The organism is Kribbella sp. NPDC031520 (assembly GCF_055580825.1).
The window spans coordinates 358,203-382,322 of record NZ_JBVIKS010000002.1 but is presented as its reverse complement, the minus strand read 5'-3'; the positions used below and the strand labels follow the sequence as shown (position 1 = coordinate 382,322).

General features: G+C 69.3%; 27 protein-coding genes. 14 read left to right on the top strand and 13 right to left on the bottom strand.

Annotation, left to right across the window (positions count from 1 at the left end; translation table 11 throughout):
* The first annotated feature begins 135 nt into the window (after positions 1–135).
* Entirely contained in the window at positions 136–459 is a 324-nt protein-coding gene (locus ACZ5BU_RS10490) for a plasmid stabilization protein (RefSeq protein WP_465697453.1), read from the top strand.
* An 11-nt stretch (positions 460–470) separates the two neighbouring features.
* On the opposite strand, the gene ACZ5BU_RS10485 is transcribed toward ACZ5BU_RS10490, so the two are convergent.
* From ACZ5BU_RS10485 to ACZ5BU_RS10475, 3 genes are read right to left on the bottom strand one after another with little or no spacing between them, the layout of a single operon-like run.
* A complete protein-coding gene (locus ACZ5BU_RS10485) occupies positions 471–1,085 on the bottom strand; it encodes a UdgX family uracil-DNA binding protein (protein WP_465697451.1) in 615 nt (204 codons plus the stop codon).
* Between the two features lie 17 nt (positions 1,086–1,102).
* Positions 1,103–1,573 (bottom strand): vitamin K epoxide reductase family protein, encoded by a 471-nt coding sequence (locus ACZ5BU_RS10480; RefSeq protein WP_465697449.1) that lies wholly within the window; start codon positions 1,571–1,573, stop codon positions 1,103–1,105.
* A gap of 4 nt (positions 1,574–1,577) precedes the next feature.
* Positions 1,578–2,495 carry a DUF929 family protein gene (locus ACZ5BU_RS10475; protein WP_465697447.1) on the bottom strand — a complete coding sequence of 306 codons (918 nt, stop codon included), beginning with the start codon at positions 2,493–2,495 and terminating at the stop codon, positions 1,578–1,580.
* Positions 2,496–2,639: 144 nt separating this feature from the next.
* On the opposite strand from ACZ5BU_RS10475, the gene ACZ5BU_RS10470 reads away from it, so the two are divergent.
* Positions 2,640–3,260, top strand: coding sequence for an SAM-dependent methyltransferase (locus tag ACZ5BU_RS10470; protein WP_465697446.1), 621 nt, complete (start codon positions 2,640–2,642; stop codon positions 3,258–3,260).
* Here ACZ5BU_RS10470 and ACZ5BU_RS10465 read toward each other — a convergent pair.
* Positions 3,235–4,359 carry an MFS transporter gene (locus tag ACZ5BU_RS10465; protein ID WP_465699233.1) on the bottom strand — a complete coding sequence of 375 codons (1,125 nt, stop codon included), beginning with the start codon at positions 4,357–4,359 and terminating at the stop codon, positions 3,235–3,237. The two genes, ACZ5BU_RS10470 and ACZ5BU_RS10465, sit on opposite strands and share 26 nt — an antisense overlap.
* Before the next feature lie 155 nt (positions 4,360–4,514).
* On the opposite strand from ACZ5BU_RS10465, the gene ACZ5BU_RS10460 reads away from it, so the two are divergent.
* Positions 4,515–5,381 carry an AurF N-oxygenase family protein gene (locus tag ACZ5BU_RS10460; RefSeq protein ID WP_465697444.1) on the top strand — a complete coding sequence of 289 codons (867 nt, stop codon included), beginning with the start codon at positions 4,515–4,517 and terminating at the stop codon, positions 5,379–5,381.
* Entirely contained in the window at positions 5,378–6,670 is a 1,293-nt protein-coding gene (locus tag ACZ5BU_RS10455; RefSeq protein ID WP_465697442.1) for an FAD-dependent oxidoreductase, read from the top strand. Before ACZ5BU_RS10460 ends, ACZ5BU_RS10455 begins: the two co-directional genes overlap by 4 nt.
* Here ACZ5BU_RS10455 and sigJ read toward each other — a convergent pair.
* Positions 6,615–7,517 carry an RNA polymerase sigma factor SigJ gene (gene sigJ / locus ACZ5BU_RS10450; RefSeq protein ID WP_465697440.1) on the bottom strand — a complete coding sequence of 301 codons (903 nt, stop codon included), beginning with the start codon at positions 7,515–7,517 and terminating at the stop codon, positions 6,615–6,617. The two genes, ACZ5BU_RS10455 and sigJ, sit on opposite strands and share 56 nt — an antisense overlap.
* Positions 7,518–7,589: 72 nt before the next feature.
* Here sigJ and ACZ5BU_RS10445 point away from each other — a divergent pair, with 72 nt between their 5' ends.
* The gene (locus ACZ5BU_RS10445; protein WP_465697438.1) at positions 7,590–8,030 is read left to right on the top strand and encodes a YybH family protein; all 441 of its coding nucleotides are present in this window, start codon (positions 7,590–7,592) and stop codon (positions 8,028–8,030) included.
* Here the strand turns inward: ACZ5BU_RS10445 and ACZ5BU_RS10440 are convergent.
* On the bottom strand, positions 8,020–8,646 hold the full coding sequence (locus ACZ5BU_RS10440; protein ID WP_465697436.1) for a class I SAM-dependent methyltransferase: 627 nt from the start codon (positions 8,644–8,646) through the stop codon (positions 8,020–8,022). The two genes, ACZ5BU_RS10445 and ACZ5BU_RS10440, sit on opposite strands and share 11 nt — an antisense overlap.
* Positions 8,647–8,732: 86 nt before the next feature.
* Between ACZ5BU_RS10440 and ACZ5BU_RS10435 the strand changes: the two genes are divergently transcribed.
* From ACZ5BU_RS10435 to ACZ5BU_RS10420, 4 genes are read left to right on the top strand one after another with little or no spacing between them, the layout of a single operon-like run.
* Positions 8,733–9,134 (top strand): VOC family protein, encoded by a 402-nt coding sequence (locus ACZ5BU_RS10435; RefSeq protein WP_465697434.1) that lies wholly within the window; start codon positions 8,733–8,735, stop codon positions 9,132–9,134.
* Positions 9,135–9,146: 12 nt separating this feature from the next.
* On the top strand, positions 9,147–9,491 hold the full coding sequence (locus tag ACZ5BU_RS10430; RefSeq protein ID WP_465697432.1) for a YciI family protein: 345 nt from the start codon (positions 9,147–9,149) through the stop codon (positions 9,489–9,491).
* Positions 9,488–10,690 carry an RNA polymerase sigma factor gene (locus ACZ5BU_RS10425; protein WP_465697431.1) on the top strand — a complete coding sequence of 401 codons (1,203 nt, stop codon included), beginning with the start codon at positions 9,488–9,490 and terminating at the stop codon, positions 10,688–10,690. Before ACZ5BU_RS10430 ends, ACZ5BU_RS10425 begins: the two co-directional genes overlap by 4 nt.
* The gene (locus tag ACZ5BU_RS10420) at positions 10,687–11,124 is read left to right on the top strand and encodes an SRPBCC family protein (RefSeq protein ID WP_465697429.1); all 438 of its coding nucleotides are present in this window, start codon (positions 10,687–10,689) and stop codon (positions 11,122–11,124) included. Before ACZ5BU_RS10425 ends, ACZ5BU_RS10420 begins: the two co-directional genes overlap by 4 nt.
* Here the strand turns inward: ACZ5BU_RS10420 and lexA are convergent.
* Positions 11,121–11,774, bottom strand: coding sequence for a transcriptional repressor LexA (lexA, locus tag ACZ5BU_RS10415; protein ID WP_465697427.1), 654 nt, complete (start codon positions 11,772–11,774; stop codon positions 11,121–11,123). The two genes, ACZ5BU_RS10420 and lexA, sit on opposite strands and share 4 nt — an antisense overlap.
* Positions 11,775–11,851: 77 nt before the next feature.
* On the opposite strand from lexA, the gene ACZ5BU_RS10410 reads away from it, so the two are divergent.
* Entirely contained in the window at positions 11,852–12,649 is a 798-nt protein-coding gene (locus ACZ5BU_RS10410; RefSeq protein WP_465697425.1) for a TIGR02569 family protein, read from the top strand.
* On the opposite strand, the gene ACZ5BU_RS10405 is transcribed toward ACZ5BU_RS10410, so the two are convergent.
* Together ACZ5BU_RS10405 and ACZ5BU_RS10400 are read right to left on the bottom strand one after the other, a co-directional pair.
* Positions 12,607–13,809, bottom strand: coding sequence for a Cmx/CmrA family chloramphenicol efflux MFS transporter (locus tag ACZ5BU_RS10405; protein ID WP_465697423.1), 1,203 nt, complete (start codon positions 13,807–13,809; stop codon positions 12,607–12,609). The genes ACZ5BU_RS10410 and ACZ5BU_RS10405 overlap by 43 nt on opposite strands.
* A 51-nt stretch (positions 13,810–13,860) precedes the next feature.
* A complete protein-coding gene (locus ACZ5BU_RS10400; protein ID WP_465697421.1) occupies positions 13,861–14,436 on the bottom strand; it encodes a TetR/AcrR family transcriptional regulator in 576 nt (191 codons plus the stop codon).
* 180 nt (positions 14,437–14,616) lie between these two features.
* Here ACZ5BU_RS10400 and ACZ5BU_RS10395 point away from each other — a divergent pair, with 180 nt between their 5' ends.
* Positions 14,617–16,620, top strand: a complete 2,004-nt coding sequence (locus ACZ5BU_RS10395) for a DUF1906 domain-containing protein (protein ID WP_465697420.1) — start codon at positions 14,617–14,619, stop codon at positions 16,618–16,620.
* Here ACZ5BU_RS10395 and ACZ5BU_RS10390 read toward each other — a convergent pair.
* Positions 16,613–17,482 carry a LysR family transcriptional regulator gene (locus ACZ5BU_RS10390; RefSeq protein WP_465697418.1) on the bottom strand — a complete coding sequence of 290 codons (870 nt, stop codon included), beginning with the start codon at positions 17,480–17,482 and terminating at the stop codon, positions 16,613–16,615. The two genes, ACZ5BU_RS10395 and ACZ5BU_RS10390, sit on opposite strands and share 8 nt — an antisense overlap.
* Positions 17,483–17,567: 85 nt before the next feature.
* Here ACZ5BU_RS10390 and ACZ5BU_RS10385 point away from each other — a divergent pair, with 85 nt between their 5' ends.
* The 3 genes from ACZ5BU_RS10385 to ctaD are packed head-to-tail and all read left to right on the top strand — an operon-like array spanning position 17,568 to position 20,882.
* Positions 17,568–18,359 (top strand): alpha/beta fold hydrolase, encoded by a 792-nt coding sequence (locus ACZ5BU_RS10385; protein ID WP_465697415.1) that lies wholly within the window; start codon positions 17,568–17,570, stop codon positions 18,357–18,359.
* Entirely contained in the window at positions 18,356–19,156 is an 801-nt protein-coding gene (locus tag ACZ5BU_RS10380) for an LLM class flavin-dependent oxidoreductase (RefSeq protein WP_465697413.1), read from the top strand. The genes ACZ5BU_RS10385 and ACZ5BU_RS10380 overlap by 4 nt, the downstream gene beginning before the upstream one ends.
* Before the next feature lie 55 nt (positions 19,157–19,211).
* The gene (gene ctaD, locus ACZ5BU_RS10375; RefSeq protein WP_465697411.1) at positions 19,212–20,882 is read left to right on the top strand and encodes an aa3-type cytochrome oxidase subunit I; all 1,671 of its coding nucleotides are present in this window, start codon (positions 19,212–19,214) and stop codon (positions 20,880–20,882) included.
* Here ctaD and ACZ5BU_RS10370 read toward each other — a convergent pair.
* From ACZ5BU_RS10370 to ACZ5BU_RS10360, 3 genes are all read right to left on the bottom strand, one after another.
* Positions 20,879–21,748, bottom strand: coding sequence for a helix-turn-helix domain-containing protein (locus tag ACZ5BU_RS10370; RefSeq protein WP_465697409.1), 870 nt, complete (start codon positions 21,746–21,748; stop codon positions 20,879–20,881). The two genes, ctaD and ACZ5BU_RS10370, sit on opposite strands and share 4 nt — an antisense overlap.
* A gap of 70 nt (positions 21,749–21,818) precedes the next feature.
* Complete coding sequence (locus ACZ5BU_RS10365; protein WP_465697407.1) at positions 21,819–22,490, bottom strand: class I SAM-dependent methyltransferase; 672 nt, start codon at positions 22,488–22,490, stop codon at positions 21,819–21,821.
* Entirely contained in the window at positions 22,483–24,030 is a 1,548-nt protein-coding gene (locus tag ACZ5BU_RS10360) for an ATP-dependent DNA ligase (protein WP_465697405.1), read from the bottom strand. The genes ACZ5BU_RS10365 and ACZ5BU_RS10360 overlap by 8 nt, the downstream gene beginning before the upstream one ends.
* Between the last annotated feature and the right edge of the window lie 90 nt (positions 24,031–24,120).

Below are 24,120 nucleotides of genomic sequence, written 5' to 3'. Positions count from 1 at the left end.
AAGGGTCCCCAGGAACACGGCTCAGAATTCACCGCTCCTGCGTGCGCAATCGAGAACCCATGCTACCTGGCCGGTACGGATTGTTGCAGACCGGGACCGGGTACCGGGTGGACCGACGAGAAGGAGGTCTCCGAGATGCCCGCAGGATCGAGCCCGAAGCGCGAACGCCAGTACGAACACATCAAGGCCGGGCTGAAGAAACGCGGCCGCAGCGAGGACAGGGCCGAGGAGATCGCGGCCCGGACCGTGAACAAGGAACGAGCCCGCTCCGGCGAGTCGAAACAGCAGAGCCGGACGTCGACCGACGACATCTCGTCGAGCCGGCGCGGTGGCCTTCGCTCGCACAGCGGCTCCAAGGGCCGTACCAAGGAGCAGCTGTACAACGAGGCGAAGCAGAAGAACATCAAGGGCCGCTCCAAGATGACGAAGTCTCAGCTCGAGAAGGCCGTCGGACGCTGACGTCCAGCGGGTCAGCCGAGCAGCTCGACCGCCGTTCGAAGGTCGCGGACGAAGTGGTCGAAATCGCGGCGGAAGTTGTCGGACCGGACGACGGCCGACGGATGCACGGTGGCAACAGCCGGCTGCCCGCTCTGGAGCTCCACCCGCTCACCGCGCTGCTGGGTCACTCGGAAGGATGGGCCCAGTAGCGCCTTCGCCGCGACGGAGCCCATGACGACGACCAGGGACGGCTTGACGATCTCGAGCTCCCGGATCACCCACGGCTTGCACGCGGTGATCTGGCCGGCGCTCGGCGTCTTGTGAATCCGGCGCTTGCCCTGCCGCTCGAACCGGAAATGCTTCACCGCGTTCGTCAGATACACGTCCGACCGCTCGATGCCCGCCTCGACCAGAGCCTTGTCGAGCAGATGACCTGCCGGGCCGACGAAGACACGGCCTTCCTTGTCCTCGTGATCGCCCGGCGTCTCACCGACCAGCATCATCCGCGCCCGGACGGGGCCTTGGCCGCCGACGACCTGCGACGCGTCTTCCCACAGCTCACACCCACGACAGTCCGGCAGTTGTGCGCGCAGCTTCCGCATCCCACCGTCGTGCGGCACCCACTGCTCGGCCCCTGGCGCTGTCATACAGCTCCAGTACCCACTTATGAAGCAGGCGGTACCAGGGCCAGCCGGATGATCACCAGCCCGAACAACACCAGCGTCAGCGCGTGGACGACCGTGCACCACAGGCAGATCGCATTGATCTGGAAGAGCTCGGCCCAGATCAGGTAGCACACGAACACCACACCGGTCAGTACGCCGGCCAGGCGCAGGCGGGCCGGCCACGGCGACGCCGTACGCCACATCGGCGGCACCGAGAGCGCAGTCATGCCGACGAAGAACGCCAGGCCGAGGACCGCGACCGGGATGCCGAAGAGTTTCGAGTACTGGCTGGTGGTGACCTTTGCGCAGTTGACGACGCCGGTGTCGGGGCAGGCGAGGGTGGTCCCGGCGGTGAAGTGTTCGTAGGTGAGGTATCCCGCGACCCCGAGTCCGGCCACCGACACGACCAGGATCGCCCACGGGATCACACCCAAGGACGTCCTGGCCGATCGCTGAGCAGTATCAGCCACGGCCTCAGCCCTTCGCTGGGCCGAGCTTGCCCGCGGCCGCGGTGACGGCCTCGGTGTTGCAGACGGCGGCCGGCTGGTTGTTCGTCAGCTTGCAGATCGCCGCCGTGTAGACGTTGGCCGACCCGATGACCGCCTTCGAGATCGCGCTCGACGGGTCCTTGATCGCGTCCGCGACCTGGGCCTGGGTCTTACCGGCCAGCAGGTCGGGGTCGTACGTCGCCCCGGAGCCGATGAACTTGTTGCCGAGGTCGATGAACGGGATCGACCCGGCGCTGTTCTTGTCGACGTACGGGGCGTTGTCGTATTTCTCCAGCGTCGCCTGGTCCGCCGCCGACGGGGTGTCGAGCGGCTTGTAGCTGTTGCCCTGCACCTCGTTCGTGGTCGTCTCGACGCCGGTGAAGGCCAGGTACTGACTCGTGTACGTCGAGCCGTGGAAGGACAGGGTCGGCGTGTTCGGGTGCACGTCGGCCGCCGCGGAGTGCGTCGTGCCGAGGTCCTTGAAGGTGCCGAAGCGGGACAGCGCGACGACGACAGGCCAGCGCTCGGCCGCGCAGAACGGGCAGTACTCGGCGCCGATGTAGAGGACCTTCGGCTTGCCGTTGTCGGTCAGCGCCGGCTGGTTGTTGATCGCGGACGGCGCCGTCTTCACGTCGGCGCTCCCGACCGTCGCGAAGGTGGACGCCGGGATCGAGGAGAGGGCGGTGATCAGTGCCGCGTCGGCCGAGCCGCTCGCCCCGGTGGTGGTCTTCTTGCCGCCGCCGGCCAGCCGGATCGCCACCAGCCCGCCGACGATCACCACGACCAGAACGACCGCACCGACCGCGAGCAGGAGGCGCCGGCGCCGCTCGGCCTGCTGCTGGGCGGCCAGCTGCGCCGCGATCCGCTCGCGGGCCGCGGCCTTCTGTTCGACACGCCTTGCCATGACTCTCCTCTGATCGCGCCCGGGCCCCTGAAGAACAACTATCAGTCGGGCCCGGAAGTTCCTGCCTGTCCGTCACCGTGAGGTTACAGATGCCCGGCGCCGGACCCGCAGGAAGGTGCGCCTAGGCCACCGTAGTCTCCTGGCATGGACTGGCAGGCGTGGCATCAGCGGTACGACGATCCTGGGTCGGAACTCTCGGGCCGCCTGGCGGTGGTGAAGGCGCAGGTACGGGACGCGCTCGACAGCGCGCCGGCTGGGCCGGTGCCGGTGATCAGTCTCTGCGCGGGGCAGGGCCGCGACCTGCTCGACGTACTGGTCGATCACCCACGCCGGGCGGACGTCCGCGCGCGACTCGTCGAGCTGGATCCGGAACTGTCCGCGTGGGCGCGGGAACGGGCGCCGGAGAACGTCGAGGTGATCACCGGTGACGCGTCGCTGACGGATCAGTACGACGGGTTCGTACCGGCCGAGGTCGTCCTGCTGTGCGGGATCTTCGGCAACATCACGCCGACCGACATCCGGCGCACGATCGCCGCCGCGCCGCAGTTCTGCCGCACCGGCGGCATGGTGATCTGGACCCGGCACCGCGAGGACCCGGACCTGGTGCCGTCGATCTGCGACTGGTTCGAGGCGCACGAGTTCGACCGGGTCTGGCTGTCCGACAAGGAGGCCGGCTTCGGCGTCGGCGTACACCGCTTCAGAGGTGTACCTCAACCTCTGGTGAAGGGTCAGACCCTGTTCACCTTCGTGCGGGACGAAGGATGAACAACCCGGCCGCCAGCAGTACGGCGAGTACGACGTAACCCGCGTCGAGGACCGCGATCGAGGCGACGGCTGCGACCAGCAGCGGGCCGCCCGCGTCGCCGAGTTCGCGGCCCAGCTCGGCCGTGCCCATGGTCTGGCCGAGACGTTCGGGGGGAGTACTCGCCGCCAGGGCCGCGAAGCCGAGCGGCGTGATGACGCCGGTCCCGGCGCCGATCAGCGCAGCGGCGACCAGGAGGAACACGACACCGGGTAGTGCAGCACAGACGAAGCCGGCGGCGGCGAGGCCGAGACCGACCGAGATGCCCGTACGAGTGGTCAGCTTGCCTGCGTCGAGGGCACGGCCGGAGCGTGGTTGTACTACGGCAGCTGTTGCCGCGAGCAAGGAAACGGCGGCGCCGGTGGCGATCGTTCCGAGTCCGTCCGACGCGCCCGTGACCGGCAGGAAGCCCACTCCGACCGACAGAGCAGCTGTTGCCGCAGCCAGGGCCGCGGTGGGCCGGAGGAACGCCGGGTCGGTGATCCGCCGCGCGAGATCCAGCACCGTCTGCCGGGTTCGCGGCAACGGCGGCACGACTGGTACGGCAACCAGCGCCCACACCGCGACCGCCGCCGCGAGTACGGTCATCACGCCGAACAGCAGCCGGAACCCACCGAGCCAGACGATCCCGCCGCCCAGCAACGGCCCGGCCGTGTACCCGATGCTCTTGTAGAACCCGTAACTCCCGAACGCCCGGCCGTGCTTCGCCGACGGGTTGAGCCGGGCGACCAGCGTGGAGGCCGCGGGGGAGAAGGCCGACGCCGCGGCACCCTGGCCGAGCCGGGCGACCCACAACCAGCCGGGCCGGTCCGCGACCACATAGGTGCTTGAGGCAACAGCAAAGCCGACGAGGCCGAGCAGCAGCACCGGGCGGGCGCCGATCCGGTCCGAGATCGACCCGAACACCGGCTTCAGCAGGATCTCCGCACCGTCGTACAACGCGAGCAACGCACCGAGGGTCATCAACGACGTGACGGCGTCGGACGACATCCCGCCGAGACTGGCCGCGACGGCATGCGCGCCGAACGCGGTCGTGAAGCCCGCGGCGTAGAGGGGCCACATTCTCACTGGAGGACTCCTGGGAGTTGGCGTCGTACAGCCCATGCAGCCGCGCAGATCAATGTAGTGCGCGTCACCTGAGTGTGCATCCTCGACAGAAGCGTGGACCATCAGTTATGTTACATAGACGATGTCATATCGCTTCGGAGGTGTGCGCGGTGGACCAGACTGCTGAGCGGTTGCTGGGATCGGCGAGCCGGTTGTCCCGGGACCCCGGGACCGAGATCGACTGGGACGCGCCGATCGGCGACGGGTACGGGATGTCACCGGAGTGGAGCACGCTCTACGGCATGCCGTACTGGGACGAGCTGACCGAGGCGCAGCAGCGGGAGCTGACCCGGCACGAGTCGGCGTCGGTCGCGACCACCGGGATCTGGTTCGAGCTGATCCTGCAGCAACTGATCCTGCGCGACATCTACGGCAAACCCGCCCGCAGTTCGGAGTTCCAGTGGGCGCTGACCGAGATCGCCGACGAGTGCCGGCACTCGATCATGTTCGCCCGCGCGACCGAGCGGATCGTCGAGCCGGCGTACCGGCCACGGCTGCTGGCGCGGGAGCTCGGCCGGATGTTCAAGACCGTCGCGACCGGTGAGTCGGCGTACGCCGCGATCCTGGTGGCCGAAGAGGTCCTGGACGTCATGCAGCGTGACTGGATGCGGGACAGCCGGGTCGAGCCGATCGTCCGGACCGTGAACCACATCCACGTGGTGGAGGAGTCGCGGCACATGGTGTTCGCGCGCGAGGAGACCCGCGAACGGCTGGCCGGGGCGGGACGCGGGCGGCGCTGGGTGAGTGCGCTGGTGATCGCGATCGCGGCGGACATGATCGCGTCCAGCATGGTCGGCCGAGAGGTGTACGTGAACGTCGGCCTCGACGCGGACCGTGCCGTCCGCGAGGCACGGCGGAACGAGCACCACCGGTCCCTGCTGCGGACCAGCTGCGCGAACCTGATGGACTTCCTCGGCTCTGTCGGACTGCTGACGCCGGCGGCGTCCCGCGTGTACCGGCGGACCGGTCTGCTGTGACGTTCGCGATCTCGGGGGACTGCTGCTCGGACGCGAGCTGCGTCGCGGTCTGCCCGATGAACAGCATCCACCCGGCGCCGGGTGAGCCCGGGTTCGGTGCCGGGGCGAGCCTGTTCGTCGACCCGCGGACCTGCATCGACTGCGGCGCCTGCGCGGACATCTGCCCGGTCGACGCGGCCAAGCCGGCCGAGCAGTCGGCGCCCGAGGACGTCGTACGGAACGCCGCGCACTTCGCGGACACCGAGCCGCTGGACGCGACCGACCTGGACAGCTGGGAGCCGGTGTCGTACCAGACCTGGGGCGGCGGACCGCGGCGCGTGCTGGTCGTCGGCGCCGGACCGGCCGGGATGTACGCCACCCGCGAGTTGTTGCTGCGGACAACGGCCGAGATCACGGTCGTGGACCGCCTCGACCAGGTCGGCGGGCTGGTCCGGTACGGCGTCGCGCCGGATCATCCGACTACCAAGCAGATCGTCGAAACCTTCCAACGAATCACCCACCACCGGCGAGTGCGGTGGCGGCCTGGCAGCGATGCGAGGGACCTGCAGGGAGGGGCCGCCCCGGGTCAGCTGCCGGACGGTTTCGACGCGGTGATTCATGCCGTCGGGGCTCGTGCGAGCCGGCGACTGGGGATCCCCGGCGAGGACGCGGCCTGCACCGCGGAGGAGTTCGTTGCCTGGTACAACGGTCGGCCGGGTGCCATGGCGCCTCCTACCCTGGTCGGGCCGCGGGCGGTTGTCGTGGGCAACGGGAACGTCGCGCTGGACGTCGCACGTCTGCTGCTGAGCGACGAGGAACAGCTGCGCGGTATGGATCTCCGGCCCGAAGTCAGGCGGGTGCTCGCGGCGAGCGGGGTGAAGGAGGTCGTGCTGCTCGGGCGGCGCGGGCCGGACCAGGCGGCGTACACCGAACCGGCTCTGCAGGAACTGCTTGCGCTTGCCGGCGACCGGGTCGAGTTGCGGTACCACGCCCGGCCGACGGCGTGGACGTCGGAAGGCCTGAGGCTCGACACCGGCGAGACGATCGAGGCGGGCAACCTGTTCACCGCGATCGGGTTCGAGGGACAGCCGATCGACGGGCTGCCGTTCGACGCCGACCGCGGGATCGTGCCGAACGTCCGCGGCGCCGTCGTCGACCGGCCCGGTCACTACGTGGCGGGCTGGATCAAACGCGGCGCGCGCGGCGGGATCGGCGTGAACAAGGCCTGTGCGCAGGAGACCGTGACGACGCTGGTCAGTGCGTCCAGGGGTGCAGCTTCTCCGGGTTCCGGATCGCCCAGATCCTCCTGATGTGATCGCCGTCCACGTCGAACGCGATCACAGTCTCGGTGACACCCTCGAACTGGATCACCAGGCCGGGCTGGCCGTTGACCGTCCGCTCGAGCAGCTTCCGGCCGAGCCGGAACACCGGCAGCTCGGTGAAGTACCGGGCGACCTCCGCGCCGCCGTGCACCGGCTCGAGCGCGGCGCTCACCACGCCACCTCCGTCGGCGACCGCCGTGACGTCGGGATCGAGCAGGCTGACCAGCGCCGCGATGTCGGTCGCCTCCCAGGCCTGTTTGAACTCCTGGACGAGCTGTGCCCGGCGCGCCGAGGGCGCGGTCGGGAGTTCCGCATCCTGGATCCGCCGCCGGGCCGACGAAGCCAGCTGCCTGCAGGCGGCGGGCGTCCGGCCGACGATCTCGGCGACTTCCGGGAACGGGTACCGGAACACGTCGTGCAGGATGAACGCGACGCGCTCGGCCGGTGTCATCGCGTCGAGCACGACCAGGAAAGCCATGTTCACCGACTCGTCCAGCGTGACCCGGTCCGCAGGGTCGGGCGAGGACTGGCCGGTGTGCCACTCGCTGCTCTCCGGTAGCGGCTCCGGGATCCACTCGCCGACGTACCGCTCGCGGCGGGCGCGCGCGGATCGCAGCAGGTCCAGGCAGATCCGGCTCGCGACCTTGGTCAGCCAGGCCGGCGGGTTGTCGATCGCCTCCCGCTCGGCGTCGGCCATCGCGTACCAGCGGGCATAGGTCTCCTGGACCACGTCCTCGGCGTCGGCCAGCGAGCCGAGCAACCGGTACGCCAGGTTGATCAGCTGCCGCCGCTCGCTCATGATCGCGCTCAGCCCAGGCTCACTCATCTCGCTCATACCTCCTACGACGAAACGGCCCGCGGAAACGTGAGGTCTCACAGTACGAGGCGCTGTTCCGTCGTACCGGGTATGACAAACAACGCAGTCTCCGAGGTCGAGCTCCGTGAGCGCATCGACGTCCTGCTGAACGCCGTCCGGACCGGGGACCTGGCCGCGCTGAAGACGATCTTCGCGCCGGACATCGTCTCGTTCGACATCCAGCCACCGCTGCGCCATCTCGGCGCCGGCAAGAAGATGGCCAACTGGGAAGAGGTGTTCCAGGCCTTCCAGGTGCCGCTGGAGTACGACGTCCGTGACCTGACCGTGCTCGTCGACGGCGACCTCGCAGTCGTCTACTCGCTCAACCACATGAACGCCACCATGGCCGCCGGCGGCAGGATCGACTACTGGCTGCGTTGGACGTCGGCGTGGCGGAAGCTCGACGGCGAGTGGATGATCGTCCACGACCAGGTCTCCGTCCCGACCGACTTCGCGAGCGACGGCCGCGCGGCCATGGACCTCACGCCCTGAGCGTCGCGCGGCCGAGGACGTGTGGGCTCGCGGGGGTCGTGCGGTCAGGCGGGAAGTGGAAGCGGTCCAGTTCCTCGATGTCGAAGCCGGCGTTGGTGATGGCGGTTGTCGTGTCGCGGTGGGTATGGCAGCCGCCAACGAAGAGTGGCCAGAGGGTGGCGTCGGCCAGACGCTGGACGGTGTCCAGGCGGCCCGAGTCCGCGGCTACGTGTTCGTAGAAGCGGAGTTCGCCGCCGGGGCGGAGTACGCGACGGGCTTCTGCCAGCGCGGCGGCCTGGTCGGGGACCGAGCACAGGACCAGGGAGACGACTACCAGGTCCACTGAGGAGTCAGCGGCTGGCAGCTGATCGGCTGTGCCCTCGACGACCTCGACCGGGACCGGCGCACCAGCAGCCTGGCGTACGGCCTGTGCGCGGAGGAACGGTTCGGGCTCTACCGCGAGCACGTGCGTGACCTCGGGCGGGTAGTGCGCGAAGTTCCCGCCGTCTCCGGCACCGATCTCGATCACGCGTCCCGCCGTTCCCGCGAGCAGCCGGCGGCGGTGCTCGGCGGCGCCCGCCTCGTCGAGCGCGGGCCGGACCCGGGCGTACATCCGGGCGAAGAACGGATGTCTCATGGCCCCAGCCTGTCAGAGTGTCGGATCCCGGCGTACGCCGATCGTCTGCTGAGTGAGAGTTGTTCACCAGCCAGAGGAGTAGTGCAGTGGCCACCCCGATCAACACCGTGAAGATCATCGACATCGCCGTCACCGACCTGGACGCGGCGATCGAGTTCTACCGCCGGCTCGGGCTCGAGTTCGAGCGCGACCAGTACATGCCGGACGACCACGCCGGCTGTGACCTGCCGAACGGCCTGCACCTGATGCTCGACACCGACGCGGCGCGCAGCAAGATCACCGCGAACTGGACCCCGCCGAAGCTCGGCCGGATCTTCCTGACCGTCGAGTACGGCACGCCGGCCGAGGTCGACGCGACGTACGCCGAACTCGTCGCCGCCGGGGTGACCGGCCTGCAGGAGCCGTACGACGCGCCGTGGGGGATGCGGTACGCGACCGTCGCGGATCCGTCCGGGAACGGTGTCGACCTGTACGCCACACTGGCCTGAAGGAGGTACACGGTGAAGTACGTGCTGATGTTCGTCGAGACCGAGCAGTTCGCGAAGGACTTCGCGGCGCTGGAGCCGGCCGAGAAGGAGGACGCGTATCGGCGGGTGTACCAGTGGTTCGAGGACCACGCGGACAAGATCACCAACCGGGGCAGCAAGCTGCAGGGTGCCGAGACCGCGACGACCGTCCGCCTGGACGGGTCGGTGCTGACGACCGACGGGCCGTTCATCGAGGGCAAGGAGGTCGTGTCCGGGTTCACCGAGATCGAGGTCGAGGACCTCGACGAGGCGCTCCGGATGGTGCGGACCTGGCCGGCCTGCCCGGTGATCGAGATCCGCCCGGTCGCTGAGATGTGACCGGTCAGGACGAGCTCGCCCGCGTGGTCCGCGACCACGCGGGCCGGCTGGCGGGTGCGCTGGTCTCGCTGCTCGGCGACTTCGCGGCGGCGGAGGACCTGGTCCAGGACGCGGTCGAGATCGCGCTCGAACGCTGGCCGGTCGAAGGCATCCCGGAGCGCCCGGACGCATGGCTCTTCACGGTCGCGAAGCGCCGCGGCCTCGACGTACTGAGGCGCCGGCAGAACTACCGCGCCAAGCTCGCGCTCCTCGAACCGCTGGAGCCGCAGCCCCGCGACGACCGGCTGCGGCTGATCTTCATCTGCTGCCACCCGGCCCTCGCGCGGGAAGCCCAGATCGCCCTGACGCTGCGGGTGGTGTGCGGGCTGACGACCGCGCAGATCGCAGCGGCGTTCCTCGCGTCGGAGTCGGCCGTCTCCCAGCGGATCACCCGGGCCAAGCGCAAGATCACCGACGCGGGCATCCCGTACCGGATCCCGCGCGACGACGAGCTGCCCGAGCGGCTGACCGAAGTACTGACCGTCATCTACCTGCTCTTCAACGAGGGCTACCTGTCCAGTACGGCCGAACGCGCGCACTCCCGCGACCTGGTCGACGACGCCGAATGGCTGACCGCGCTCCTCCACGGGCTGCTCCCGAACGAACCCGAAGTAGCCGGCCTGCTCGCCCTGATCCGCCTGCACCGAGCCCGTACGGCGGCCCGCTTCACCCCGAACCTCGTACTACTGGCGGTCCAGGACCGCACGCTGTGGGACCACGCCGCGATCGCCGAAGCAACCGCCCTCCTCACGCGCACCGCCCGCCGCCACCACGCACCCGGCCCGTACCAACTGCAGGCCGCGATCGCCGCCTGCCACAGCGAGGCCGCCGACTGGTCCCAGACGGACTGGCCGCAGATCCTCGTTCTCTACGACATGCTCCTGACCCTGCAGCCGAACCCGGTGACCAGCCTGCACCGCACGATCGCCCTCTCGTACGTGCGGGGCTCAGCGACCGCGCTGACCGAGCTCGACACCTTGGCCGCCGACCTCGGCACCTACCCGCTCTTCCACGCGACGCGCGCCCAGTTCCTCCGCGATCTCGACCGCCCGGCCGAGGCCCACGCCGCCGACGCGCGCGCCGCCGAACTCACCACCAACCCAGCCCAACTGGATCTGCTCCACGAACGCCTGGCGAAACTGGAAGGAGAACCGAGATGACGACCATCGTCACGAAGGTCGAGGTCGAACGGACCGCGGACGACGTGTTCGCGTACGTCACCGACCCGAACCACTTTCCCGAATGGCAGGCCGGCGTCACCGGCGGGCACCTTGAGGGCGGCGAGCCGATGGTCGGCGCGAAGTGCCTGACCACCCGGAAGATCGGCGGCCGTGAACGCGACGTGACGTCGCGGTTGACCGTGTTCGACCCGCCGCGTTCGTGGGCGGTGCGCGGCGAGGACGGCCCGATCCGGGCGACGGTCAACGTCACCGTCGAGCCGATCGCCGGACGCGACGCCAGCACGCTGACCATCGACCTCGCCTTCGAGGGGAACGGCATCGGCAAGGTCCTGGTCCCGCTGATCGTCGTACCGCAGTCCCGTAAGGAGATGCCGGCCAACCTCGCCCGGCTGAAGAGCAATCTCGAACGTTAGACGCTGCGCAGGACCGAGACGACGACGCCGAGGACGGTGGCGTCGTCGCCGTCGATCACCTCGTAGGCCGGGTTGCGTGGTTCGAGGTACACGTGGCCGTTGCGGCGGCGGTAGACCTTGACCGTGGCTTCCTCGTCGATCATGGCGGCGACGATCTGCCCGGAGTGGGCCTCGGACTGCTGGCGCACCACGACGATGTCGCCGTCGCAGATCGCCGCGTCGATCATCGACTCGCCGCGGACCCGCAGCCCGAACACGGTGCCGCGGCCGGTCAGCCCGCGGGGGAGTTGCAGTACGTCGTCCACGTGCTCGACGGCCGAGATCGGCGTACCGGCGGCGATGTCACCGACCACCGGGACCGGGACGTTCTCGTCGCTGGTGGTCTGTGCGGTGATGTCCTGCAGGAACATCCGTACGTCGATCGGCCGCGACACCGACGGGCTGCGGCGCAGAAAGCCCTTGTCCTCCAGGCTGGCGAGGTGCTTCGACACCGACGACGAGGACCTCAGCCCGACCGCGTCGCCGATCTGCCGGCTGCTCGGCGGGTAACCGTACCGGGTCACCCAGTCCCGGATCACCACCAGGATCCGCTGCTGCCGTTCCGGCAGTGCGCCGGTGTCGAGGTCGCCGAACAGGTCGAGATCAGTCACCGCGAAATCCTAGAGCGCGCCGGCCCGCTCGTCGTGCTCCGACCCGCCTGGAGCCGGTGCGATGAAAGAGTGCAGGCATGGACGGTCCGGAGGAGAAGGTGCTGGCGGCGTTCGGGTTGTCGGAGCCGCCGGTCCGGCTGGCGGGCGGTCAGGGCGAGACGTGGCGCTCGGGTGCGGTCGTGCTCAAGCGGGCGGACGGAGAGAGCGCCTGGCGCGGCGACGTACTGAGCGAGCTGCCGGAGTCGAAGGACTTCCGTGTGCCGCGGCCCGTGCGGTCGACGAATGGTGAGTGGGTCGCGTTCGGGTGGGAGGCGAACGAGCTGCTCGCCGGTGCGACTGACGTCCGTCGGCAGGATGACGTGCTCGTCGCCGCGGCCGCGTTCCACGAGGCGGTGTCTGGGCTGCCACGGCCGGACTTCATCGACACCCGCCACGATCCGTGGTGCGACGGCGATCGGGTTGCGTGGCGGGAGCAGGCGTACGTCGGGACTCCGCCGTACGCCGAACTCGTCGGGCCGCTCGTCGACGCCTGGCGGCCGGTGGACCTGGTCGCGCAGGTCGTCCACGGGGACCTGCCGGGGAACGTGCTGTTCGCCGACGGGCTGCCGCCGGCGATCATCGACTGGCCGGTGTACTGGCGTCCGACCGCGTGGGCGTCGGCGGTCGCGGTCGCGGACGCGTTGTGCTGGTACGGCGCCGAGCGGGAGCTCGCGGCGCGGTGGGCGCACCTGCCGGAGTGGGGGCAGATGCTGATCCGGTCGCTGATCTACCGGATGACGACCGACGATCTGGCCGGCGGCGCCGCGACGTGGACCGAGGCCCGGCGCTCCGGCTACACGCCGGTCATCGAGCTGGCGCTCTCGTACGCCGGCTGAGCGGGCGCACCGCGCCTCGTCCGCGCAGCGGCCCGGGCGGCGAGCGGAACGGTGCCGGCGGCAAGTACTGCGAGACCGGCCCCGATCCAGCCCACCGACGAATAGCCGGCGCCTGCGTCCAGCGCGAGACCCCCGAGCCACGGTCCGACCGTGATGCCGACGTTGAACGCCGAGATGTTGAACGCTGCCGCCAGCGTCGGCGCGGACCCGGCGACGCTGAACACCCGCGAGTTCACCGCCGGGTTGGTCGCGAACCCGAACGTGCCGATGCCGATGACCGCCGGCACTGCGAGCCACGGAGTACCGGTCGCCAGCGCGAGCACGATCGCCGCCACGACGACCCCCGCGAGGCTGAGAACGAGGGTGCTGAACGGCCGCCGGTCCGCGGTCCGTCCGCTGATCGTGATCCCGATCAGCGCGCCCACGCCGTACAGCGCGAGGATCACCGGCACCCACGCCTCGGACAGACCGGTCGGACCGGTCAGCAGGGGAGCGAGATAGCTGAACACGACCAGGATCGCGCCGGTCGACAGTGCGGTCGTGCCGTACGCGAGCCACAGTTGCGGATTCGCCATGCTGCGTACCTCGTCGCGCAGCTGCGGCAGGTTCTCCGAACGGCCGCCCGGGATGGTGGCGAGCACGCCGCCGATCGCGAGCACCGACAGTACGGCGACCGCCCAGAACGCCGACCGCCAGCCGAGGTGCTGACCTAGCAGCGTCCCCGCAGGCAGCCCGACGATCGTCGCGACGGTGAGCCCGCCGGCCAGGATGCTCATCGCCTTCGCGCGTGCCTGCGGCCCCGCCAATTCGATCGCGGTGACCGAGGCGACGGCCCAGAACCCGGCGTACACGAACGCTCCGGCGACCCTGGTCGCGAGCAGCACGCCGTACGAGGAAGTCAGCGCGCCGGCCACGTGCGTGAGCGCGAAGATCGTCAGGAACGCGAGCATCGCGGCGCGCCGGGACCACCGCAGTGTCGTGACGGCGAGGATCGGGGCGCCGACGAGCATGCCGACGGCGAACGCGGAGATCAGCAGGCCGGCGGCCGGGATCGAGACGTGCAGGCCGCTCGCGATCTCCGGGAGCAGGCCGGCGAGCATCAGTTCGGACGTGCCCTGGGCGAAGATCGCCAGGCCGAGCAGGTAGACAGCGCGGGGCATGAGGTCCTCTCGTATTAGATCAATCGGTTCAAAATATGGGCAGCAGAGTCTTCAGAAACTGCGCAGCGTCGCCTCGACGACGGCCCGCTGGGTCTCCGGTGGCGCGTTCCGCCGGGCGGCGACCCGCAGGCCGCCGAGGACGGTGAAGACGTACTGCGCCAAAGCGGCCGCGTCCTGTTCCGCGTCGACTTCACCGGCGGCCTGCGCCGCCTTGATCGCGGTGGTCAAGGCGACCAGCTTGAGCTCGTGGTCGCGGTCCAGGAACTCGACGATCTCGGGATCCTTCGGGCCGAGCTCGACGATCGTGTTGATCACGAAGCAGCCCGCCGGGTCGTCCGGCTCCGGCTCGACCGCGGTCCAGAGGATCCGCCGGATCCGCTCCCGGATCGGTACTGCGGCGTCCTGGATCACCTCGAGCTGGGTGGCCGTGAACTGCTCCGCGTACCGGCGGAGTGCCCGGTCGAACAGGTCACGCTTGCTGTTGAAGGTGTTGTAGATGCTGCTCCGGCCGAGGCCGGTCGCTGCGCACAGGTCCTGGGTCGACGTCGCCTCGTAGCCCGTCGTCCAGAACACCCGCATCGCGGCGTCGACGGCGCGCTCCTCGTCGAAAGTCCTCGGTCTCGCCATGGTCGTTAGCATAGCACGTTATAGACCGATCGATCCAAAACAGGCGCCGAGCGGGCGAAGGGACGGCGCCGATAGCATCTGGGCATCGAGGCGAGTGCTGGAAGCTCTTCGACAGAAGAGCAGGTGCTCGCCTTCACTTGGGGGCACCCGTCCATCGACGAACTGGGGAGCATTGTGAGGTTGTTCAGACCTGGGGGGCTCACGCTTGCCCTCGCGCTGGTAGCGGGGGTCACCGCCGCCGGTCCGGCGGCTGCCGGCGACACGAAGACCGTTTCCTACCGTGGGTACCAGGTGACTGTCCCGGCCAACTGGCCGGTTGTGGACCTGGCCGTAAACCCGACCGCCTGCGTGCGGCTCGACCAGCCGGCGGTGTACCTGGGCCGCAGTACGGCGCAGTCCGACTGCCCGGCGCACCTGGTCGGCCGGAGTTCGGGCCTGATCCTGGAGCCGCTGACGACCACGCAGCCGTCCGGCGACGGCCTCCTGCGACGCGCGATCACCGACGCGGGCGTACTCGCCACGGCCTACTACGCGCCGGGTGCCGAGCGTGCCGCGAGCGACGTACTCGCCACCGGTCGCGTGGTGACGAAGACACCGTCCGCACGAGTCACCCAGCAGGCCACGGTCACGCCGACGGTGGTTGCCACGGGCAACTTCGCCGGCAACGGGTTCGACACCTGCGATGCACCGTCGCAGTCCACGATGGACGCGTGGCGCCCCGCCTACCAGGGCATCGGGATCTACATCAGCGGCGCGCTGCGCGGCTGCGCGACCCAGCCGAACCTGACGCCGGGCTGGGTGTCGGCGAACGCGGCCAACGGATGGCAGTTCCTGCTGATCGACGTCGGCTACCAGGCGCCGTGCTCGAACTTCCAGACCAAGATGTCCTCGGTGGCCTCCACCGCCCGGATCCAGGGCCAGAACGCCGCGATCAACGCGGTCGCCGCCGCGCAGGCGCTCGGGTTCGCCCAGCGGAGCGCGATCTACAGCGACATCGAGGCGTACACGTCGAACGCCGCGTGCGCGGCGGTCGTGCTGTCGTACCTGAGCGGCTGGACGCAGGCGCTGAACGCTCGTGGGTACCAGGGCGGTGCGTACGTCGCGGCGTCGGGTCAAATCGATTTGTCCAACGCCTACAACAACACGGCGTATACCCGCCCGGACAACATCTGGTTCGCCGACACGGCGTCGACGACGCTCGGGACGAGTTCGCGGATCCCGGCCGCCTACTGGAGCAATCACCAGCGCGTACATCAGTACAAGCTCGATGTGAGTGAGACCAACGGCGGCGTCACGATGAACATCGACAAGGACTACCTGAACCTGACCGCGCCGCCGGCGCCGGTGAGCAGCTTCAGCGTGACTGGTGGGGTCGCGGCCGCCACCCTGCGCTGGACCAAGCCCACGAACACCACGGTCATGCTGCGGAACGCAGTCGGCTCGACTCCGCCACAGCTGACGACCACGGGTACGGCCGTCTACAACGGTGCGGCGAGCATCTTCACCCAGACCGGGCTCTCGAACTCCGCCAGCTACGCCTACCGGGTGTGGACGAAGGACGCCACGGGCAAGGTGGGTCCGGGAGTCGACGTACGGCTCGTCGGTTCGAAGGCGACGATCGGCGCGAGTGCGGCCTCGATCATGTACACCGGCGCGGTCACGCTGTCGACGGCCGTGACCAACTTGGACGGCGGCAAGCTGGCCGGCGTACCGGTAGCGCTGTACGAGAAGGCGAAGAACGCGAGCAAGTGGTCGACCGTCGGCTCGTACACGTCCGACGCCAACGGGATCGTCAGCGTGTCGCAGAAGCCGGCCGTGTCGACGTACTACATGTGGGGCTACAACGGCGCCGCCGGTGTGCTCGGCACGCGCAGCGCGGCGGCGCTGGTGCAGGTCCACCCGGCGCTCTCGGCGTACCTGACTCCATCCGCGATCCGGCTCGGTGGATCGACGCTGCTGTACGGGTACCTGAACCCGGCGCACGCCGGTACGACGGCCTACCTGCAGCGGCGGTCCGGTACGACGTGGGTGGCCGTGACGACCGGGAAGCTGACGACGAACGGCAAGTACGCGTTCAGCATCAAGCCGACGGCCCGCGGAACCTACACGTACCGCGTGGTCTGGCTGGCCGACGCTGACCACCAGGGGACGCAGACGGCGTCCAAGGTGCTCACCGTCAGCTGAGGTCGGCAGCCGCCTTGAGCGCGAGCTCGATCGCATGCGCCGCGAGTGGCGAATGCGTACGGCCGGCCTGCCACAGCAAGTAGATCTCCCGCGGCGGGAGACCTGGCGCGAGTTCGTGCAGCGCCAGGCTCTCGTCGTGCCGGAGTACGGCGAGGCGCGGCATCAACGCCGCGCCGAGGCCCGCCCGTACCATCGCCAGCAGTGCCTCGTTGCCCTCGGTACGGAACACGAACTGCGGGCGGATGTCGCGAGCGCGCAGGAAGTCCTCGATGACGGCCTGGTGACAGATCGCCGGGTGCGCGACGAGCGGCAACCCGTCGAGCGCTGCGAGTGGGACGGAGCCGGGCTCGAAGTCGCCGGGACGTGCGACCAGGAAGTACGGATCGTCGAGCAGCTTGGCGCTGTCGATCCCGTCGCCGCCCCGGCCGTCGAAGAACATCAGGTCGAGGTGGGTGAGATCGGGGGAGTCGGTCTCCTCCTCGAACAGGCGGATGTCGCAGCCCGGGTGCGCGTCCCGGAGCCCGCCGATCACGCGCGGCAGCAGAGTGTTCGACACGGTCTGGAACGTGCCGATGTCGATCCGGCTGTCGCCGGCCCGGAACCGCTCGATCCCGTCGTGCATCTCGTCCGCGCGGCGCAGCAGCTCGCGTCCGTGCCGGAGGACGACCTCCCCGAGCGGTGTGATCCGTACCGGCTTCGGCCCACCTGGGCGGTCGAAGAGCGCACCGCCGGCGGCCTTCTCGAGGACGGCGATCTGCTGGCTCACGCTGGACTGGGTGTACCCGAGCCGGCTCGCCGCGCGCCCGAACGATCCCTCGTCGGCGACCGCGGCCAGCGTCGCCAGGTGCCGCAACTCGTACATGCTCCCCAATGTATCGCGTTTGGCGATTGTCTTGATAAGAATCAATCGCTTTTCATGATCCTCCAGCTTTTCTACCGTCGTTGGCATGACCACATACCAGGTGAACGGCATCGAGCTCTGCGCCGAGACGTACGGCGATCCGTCCGACCCCGCGGTGCTTCTGATCCACGGCGCCGGCGCGTCGATGATCTGGTGGGACGCCGAGCTGTGTACGGCGCTCGCCGCGCGTGGCCGGTTCGTGATCCGCTACGACCAGCGCGACACCGGCCGGTCGACGTCGTACCCGGTCGGCGAACCGGGTTACGCGATGAGCGACCTGGCCGCGGACGCGGCCGGCCTGCTCGATGCCCTCGGCATCGAACGCGCCCACGTCGTGGCCCAGTCGATGTCCGGCGGTACGGCGTTGATCCTCGGCGTCGACCACCCGTCCCGGGTCGCCTCGCTGACGTTGATCTCGACCAGCACCGGAGACTCGCACCTGCCGCCCCCGACTGTCTCGTACCTCGCCGAACCCGATTACGACGACCCGGCGGCCGTCGAGGAGTACGTCGTACGGGCGATCGAAGCCGAGTCGGCCGGACACTTCGACGAGGCGGCGGCGCGGGCGCTGGTCCGCGAGGACATGGCCCGCGCCCGGAACTACCAGGCGTCGATGACCAACCACTACGCGATGACCTTCGACGCCCCGCCGTACGGGGAACTGGCCATGCCCGTGCTCGTGATGCACGGCGACGCGGACCCGCTGCTGCCGCTTTCGCACGGTGAGGCGGTCCGGGATGCCATACCTGGTTCGCGTTTCGTCGTTCTTCCCGGGATGGGACACGGGTTGTCGGCGCCGTACTGGAAGACGTTCGTGGACGAGGTGGTGGCGCAATGAAGTACGCGATCTGGTTGCCGCTGTTCGACGAGTTGTCCGATCCGCTGGAGATCACCCGGCTCGCCGCGGCGGCCGAGGAGGCCGGGTGGGACGGGTTCTTCCTGTGGGACCAGCTGTGGTGGCGTCCACCCGTCCGTGAGGTCGCGGATCCGTGGATCACGATGACTGCGATCGCGACCGCGACGGAACGGCTCCGGATCGGGCCGATGGTGTCGCCGATCGCCCGCCGGCGGCCGGCCAAGTTGTTGCGCGAGACAACGACCTTGGACCGCCTGTCGGGCGGCCGGCTGATCCTCGGCGTCGGGCTGGGCAGCGACCGGTTCGCGCAGGAGTACTCGAAGACCGGCGAGGAGCTGAACGATCGCGTCCGGGCGGAGCGGATGGACGAGACGCTCGACATCCTGACCGCGGGGTGGACCGGGGAGCCGGTGCGTTTTCGCGGCAAGCACCTGCTGGTCGATGATGTCGCGTTCCTCCCGCGACCGGTGGCCGGCCGGGTACCGATCTGGCTCGCCGGGTTCCCGGGCAACGTGAAGCCGGTCCGGCGCGCGGCGCGGTACGACGGATTCTTCCCGGTCAACCTCACGTCGGCGGACCAGCTCGCCGAGCCGGTCGCCGTACTGCGCGAGGTCCGCGGCGACCTGGACGGCTACGACATCGCCGTGGCGGTCGAGCCTGGGGACGATCCACGCCCGTACGCAGACGCCGGAGCGACCTGGTATCTCGTCGACGTCGACCCCGCGACACTGCGGCTTGCCGACGTACGGGCGCTGATCGCCGGCGGCGCTCCGCACTAGCAGTCACCGATGCATAGGTGTCTAATCGAAAGAAGCAGGCGGTACGGAGGGTCGCATGGCTACAGTCAGTGGGCAGGCCGGGATCACCGAACGCACTGGACCGGCGGTCGAAGTACGGCGCCGGCCTCTGGGGCAGGTGATCGGGCGGCTGCTGTCCACGACCGACCACAAGGTGATCGGTGAGCTGTACCTGGTCACGTCGTTCGCGTTCTTCCTGCTCGGCGGCGTGATGGCGCTGGTGATCCGCGCCGAGCTGGCCAAGCCGGGCCTGCAGCTCGTGAACGAGGAGACGTACAACCAGCTGTTCACGATGCACGGCACGATCATGCTGCTGCTGTTCGCGACGCCGCTGTTCGTCGGGTTCGCGAACGTGATCATGCCGGTGCAGATCGGCTCGCCGGACGTCGCGTTCCCGCGGCTGAACATGTTCAGCTACTGGCTGTTCCTCTTCGGCGGGCTGATGGTGATCAGTGGATTCCTCACGCCGGGCGGGGCTGCGGACTTCGGTTGGACCGCGTACTCGCCGTTGTCGAACGGGATTCGTTCGCCCGGGGTCGGCGGCGACCTGTGGGTCATGGGGCTGTGGATGGCCGGCCTCGGGACCATCCTCGGCGGCGTCAACTTCGTCACGACGATCATCACCATGCGGGCGCCGGGGATGACGATGTTCCGGATGCCGATCTTCTGCTGGAACATCCTGGTCACCTCGATCCTGGTGCTGATCGCGTTCCCGATCTTCGCGGCGGCCCTGCTCGTGCTGGAGGCGGATCGAACCCTCGGCGCACATGTGTTCGACGCCGCCAACGGCGGGCCGATCCTGTGGCAGCACCTGTTCTGGTTCTTCGGGCACCCAGAGGTGTACATCATCGCGCTGCCGTTCTTCGGCATCATCACCGAGATCCTGCCGGTCTTCAGCCGCAAGCCGATCTTCGGGTACTACGGCCTGGTCGCGGCCACGATCGCGATCGGGGCCTTGTCGATCGCGGTCTGGGCGCACCACATGTTCACCACCGGGGCCGTCGCGCTGCCGTTCTTCTCGTTTATGACGTTCCTGATCGCAGTGCCGACCGGGGTGAAGTTCTTCAACTGGATCGGCACGATCTGGGGCGGGTCGGTGTCGATGGACACGCCGATGCTGTGGGCGATCGGGTTCCTGGTGACGTTCCTGTTCGGCGGGCTGACCGGGATCATCCTGGCCTCGCCGGCGCTGGACTACCAGCTGCAGGACTCGTACTTCGTCGTGGCGCACTTCCACTACGTCGTGTTCGGGACCGTGGTGTTCGCGATGTTCGCCGGGTTCTACTTCTGGTGGCCGAAGATGACCGGGCGGATGCTCGACGAGAAGCTTGGGAAGATGCACTTCTGGCTGTTGTTCATCGGTTTCCACACGACGTTCCTGGTGCAGCACTGGCTGGGCGTCGAAGGGATGCCGCGGCGGTACGCCGACTACCGGGCGAGTGACGGGTTCACGACGCTGAACCAGGTGTCGAGCGTGGGTGCGTTCATCCTGGGTGCGTCGCTGCTCCCGTTCTTCTACAACATCTACAAGTCGCGGCGGACTCCGCGGGTCGGAGTGGACGATCCGTGGGGTTGGGGCCGGTCGCTGGAGTGGGCGACGAGCTGCCCGCCGCCGCGGCACAACTTCGAGAGGCTGCCGCGGATCCGGTCCGAGTCGCCGGCGTTCGACCTGCATCATCCGGACGAGGCTTATCGGGAGCTGCTTTAGGGCAACCGGTCCAGCAGGCGGGTGAGTGCCTGCTGGGTCTGCTGCGGCGGGGGACTGCTGGAGGCGAGCATTTCCAGGGCTTGCGTGTACGCCTCGACGTCGTCGCGCTTGTCCAGGTAGAGCGCGCTGGTCAGGTGTTCGAGGTACACGATGTCGGGCAGGTCCCGCTGCGGGAACCGGAGCAGGCTGAACGCGCCGCCGGTCGCGGCGTGGCCGGAACTCTCGAGCGGGATGATCTGGACGGTGACGTTCGGGCGCTCGACGGCCTCGCGGAGGGCGCCGAGCTGACTTCGGAGGACGTCGACGCCGCCGATCGGCCGGTGCAGGACGGCCTCCTCGATCACGGCCCACAACCGCAGCGGCGGCTCCCGGTCCAGGGCGCGTTGCCGCCTGGTCCGGAGGGCGACCAGGCGCTCGACCTCGCTGTCGGTGCGGGTGCCGCTCGGGGCGAGCTGGGCGACGGCCCGCGCGTAGTCGGCGGTCTGCAGCAGGCCGGGGACGAACTGGATCTCGTACGTCCGGATGAGCTCGGCCGTCGCCTCGAGCCCGAGGTACGCGTCGAACCACTCCGGCGTGACGTCACCGTACCGATGCCACCAGCCCGGGTCGTTCGCCGCCCGCGCCAGCTCCAGCAGCCGATCCCGCTCGCGCGCTTCGTGGACGCCGTACAACGTGAGCAGATCCGAGACGTCCCGCTCCTTGAACCCGACCCGCCCCAACTCCATCCGGCTGATCTTCGACTCCGAGGCCCGGATCGCCCACCCGGCGTCGGTCCGTGTGACGCCGGCCCGCTCACGCAACTCCCGCAGATGACCACCGAGCATCATCCGCAGCGCAGTAGGCCCCACCACACTTCGCCCCGCCATACGCCGAGTCTACATGATTATCGAACAAATGTTCCCATACGATCCGGGCCCACCGAGGTGCCCACAGGCATCAGTCGCGGAGGTATTCGGCGCGCCAGCGGAGGATGGTGGGGTCGGTGGGGCTGGGGGTCTTGTCGAGTTGGATGAGGTGGAGGTCGGGGGTGCTGAAGGACTGGATGGTGGAGCGGGTGAGGGGCCAGGGTGGGCCTTGGGTCTCGGCGTCGGGCTGGTCGTCGGGGCGGGCGGCGGCGATGACGAGGAGGGTGCCGCCGGGACCGACCAGCTCGGTGACGTGTTTGATCGCGTCGGGCTGGAGTGGGATCGGGAGGGCCTGGACCGTGTAGATCTCGACCACGAGGTCGAACGCCCGGTGCCAGTCGGCAGGCGGGTTGAGAAGGTCGGCGACGATGTAGTGCGCCTTGGAGTCCGGGTGGTTGCGGTGTGCGGTCTCGATCGCGCTGGGGGAGATGTCGAACGCGGTCGTGTCGTAGCCGCGGTCGACGACCAGCTCGGCGTCCCAGCCGGTGCCGGCGCCGACGATCAGCGCGGTCTTACCGGTGCCGTCGGGAAGCGACTCGGCGATCCAGTCGACCAGCAGCTGATGTGCCGTACCGCGGTCCCACGGGACGACGGCCTCGCCCTCGGCCGCGGCGGCGTACAGGTTCTCGAACCAGCCGGTCGGGTCGTCGCGCTCGAGCGATTCGCGCACGATCCGCGACACGACCTCCGGATCCTCAGTCATCTGTCTCCCTCACCTCGGGACCGGTGTGGATCGACCGCACGGTCTGCACGGTGTCCACGTCGGTCGGCCTCTTGTCCTCGCGGTAGCGGATCACGCGAGCGAACCGCAGCGCCATCCCGGCCGGATAGCGCGGTGACGTCTGTACCCCGTCGAACGCGATCTCCACCACGATCTCCGGCTTGATGAACACGACCCAGTCGTCCTGCCGGACGGCGAGCTCCTGGAACCGCTCGGTCTGCCAGCGCAACAGCTCGTCGGTCAGCCCTTTGAAGGTCTTGCCGAGCATCACGAACTCACCGGTCTCCTCGTCCCGTGCGCCGAGGTGCAGGTTCGACAGCCAGCCCTTGCGCCGCCCGTGCCCCCACTCGGCCGCGAGCACCAGCAGGTCGAGAGTGAACGTCTGCTTGACCTTGACCCACCCGGACCCCCGCCGGCCGGCCTCGTACGGAACGGTCAGCGACTTCACCACGACGCCCTCGTGCCCTCGCCGTACGGCGTCCTCGAAGAACGCCTGGGCCGCCTCGGTGTCGTCGGTCACGAGCCGCGGGATATGCCGCTCCTCGGGGAGCAGCTTCGACAGCCATTCGTGCCGCTCCGCACCGGACAGCCCGAGCAGGTCCTGCCCGTCCTGATGCAGGATGTCGAAGAAGTACGGCGTCAGCGGCACGGTCTCCGGGCCCGTGGCCGCACGGGTGGCCGTCCGCGACCCGGTCACCTGGAACGGCTCCGGCCGCCCGTCACCGCGCAACGCGATCAGCTCACCGTCCAGCACGACCTGTTGCACGTCGAGCGCGAGCACCGCGGTCACCACCTCGGGCGCCCGCGCGGTGATGTCGTCCAGCGTCCGCGTGTAAACGACCACTTCGTCGCCGTCGCGGTGCACCTGGATCCGGATCCCGTCGAGCTTCCACTCGAGCGCCGCCGGCATGCCCGTCTTCTCCAGCGCCTCAGCCACCGTGGTCGCCGACTGCGCGAGCATCGGCTGCACGCCGCGCCCGACCTCGAGCCCGAACTGCGCGAGCCCCGCCTCGCCCTCGGTCAGTACGGCGACCGCGACCGGAGCCGTCGCTCCGCGCAGCATCGCCGCGGTCCGGATCTTGTCCAGCGGGATGGCCGTAGCGCGCGCGACCGCGTCGGCCATCACGCCGTCGAGCGCACCCTGCCGCAGTTCGCCGCCGACCAGCAGCCGCAGGAACTGCTGCTCGGCCGCGGTCGCCCGGCCGAACAACACGTCCACCGTCGCCCGGCGCCGCGCCTGGACGCCGGCTCCGGACATCCCGGCCAGCTCCGCGAACGCCTGGTCGACCTCCTCGACGGTCAACGACGGCTCCGCGGCCGGCGGCGGCGCGTCCATCAGCGTCCGCCAACCCACCCCGGTCCGGCGCTGCCGGAGCTCGCCGGACAGGTACGTCACGACGATCTCGATCTCGGCCGGTTCGGTGGCCTCGGACAACAATCCGGCGATGAACCCGGCCTTCTGCAGCCGCGACCTGGTCCCGGCCAGCGCGGCGGAGGTCTCGACCACCTTGGTGAGCAGCATGTCCCCAGTGTCTCTCGACCCACCGACAGTTCCGCCGCAACTTTCGGCGTCCGGCGTGCATCGAGATCAGTACACGACGACTGGGGAGTT